Source organism: Pseudomonas agronomica (assembly GCF_025917275.1).
In the GTDB taxonomy this organism is placed as follows: Bacteria; Pseudomonadota; Gammaproteobacteria; order Pseudomonadales; family Pseudomonadaceae; genus Aquipseudomonas; species Aquipseudomonas agronomica.
In genome coordinates, this window is the sequence record NZ_JAOSHO010000927.1 from 1 (window position 1) to 883 (window position 883).

2 protein-coding genes are annotated in these 883 nt (G+C 61.0%); one reads left to right on the plus strand and one right to left on the minus strand.

Going from position 1 to position 883, the window contains the following annotated elements; all coding sequences use genetic code 11:
- Positions 1-27 precede the first annotated feature (27 nt).
- Positions 28-363, minus strand: a complete 336-nt coding sequence (locus OC610_RS28160) for a DUF6388 family protein (protein WP_264432928.1) — start codon at positions 361-363, stop codon at positions 28-30.
- Positions 364-495: 132 nt separating this feature from the next.
- Between OC610_RS28160 and OC610_RS28165 the strand changes: the two genes are divergently transcribed.
- Positions 496-846, plus strand: coding sequence for a hypothetical protein (locus OC610_RS28165; protein WP_264432930.1), 351 nt, complete (start codon positions 496-498; stop codon positions 844-846).
- Positions 847-883: the final 37 nt, after the last annotated feature.

Below are 883 nucleotides of genomic sequence, written 5' to 3' on the forward strand. Positions count from 1 at the left end.
TCGGCAGCTCCTACAGGGGGCCTGTGTTCAGCTTTGGCTTTCGAGGCCATACAGCTCGCAATACTCCGCCCATTCCATCCCCGCCATCTCCGCCACTTCCTTGTGCACTTCCATGCGTTGGGCCTGGTAGTCCTCGGCTGAGTCGGTCGTCAGCAACAGCGACAGTTCCCAGGCGAACAACCCGACGCTTTCGGCCTCGGCTTCGAATGCTTCATGCAACCGCTCGGCGCGGTATTGCGCGGCGGTTTCGCCCTTGGCCTGGGCCAGCAGCGGATTGAGGTTGTCCAGTTCGTCGCGCAGCTCGGGGCGTTCGTCGAGGAAGATCTGCAGGGCTCGTTCGTGTTGCTGTTCGGTTGTCGCCATGGTCGCTCCTTGGTCGATAAGCCAACAGGTTGCGCGAATCGACAGCCGTTGTCGCGTGCAAATTTTGGTAAAGCCGCACGGCAACAGGGGGCGCAATGCTACAGTCCGTTTTTTTCTCGATGAGTGAATGCGATGCGAATGCTGATGGTGGCCGTGGCCGCGACCCTGCTGGCCGGCTGCGCGGGTTCGGCGATGGAACAAGCCCGGACCCAAGCCCCCTACAAGACCCTGGCTTCCGACAAGCCGCAGCAGAACGTCGCCGAGTGCGTGAAGTTTGCCTGGGAAGATGAAGCGGTGTTTGGTGTCGATGCCGGCGCCTACATGCAACCGGGCAAGAATGGTGGCTCGACGGTGTACACCCGCTCGGCCGAGTCGTTTGTCGATCTGCAAGCCAGTGCCACGGGTACGGCGTTGAATTACTACGCCAAGCATGACGACTTTGTCGCCAAGCGCCGGTTGGCGGCGTTGGCGACGTGTCTTTAAGCACCCAAACCACTGTGGGAGCGAGCTTGCTCGCGAT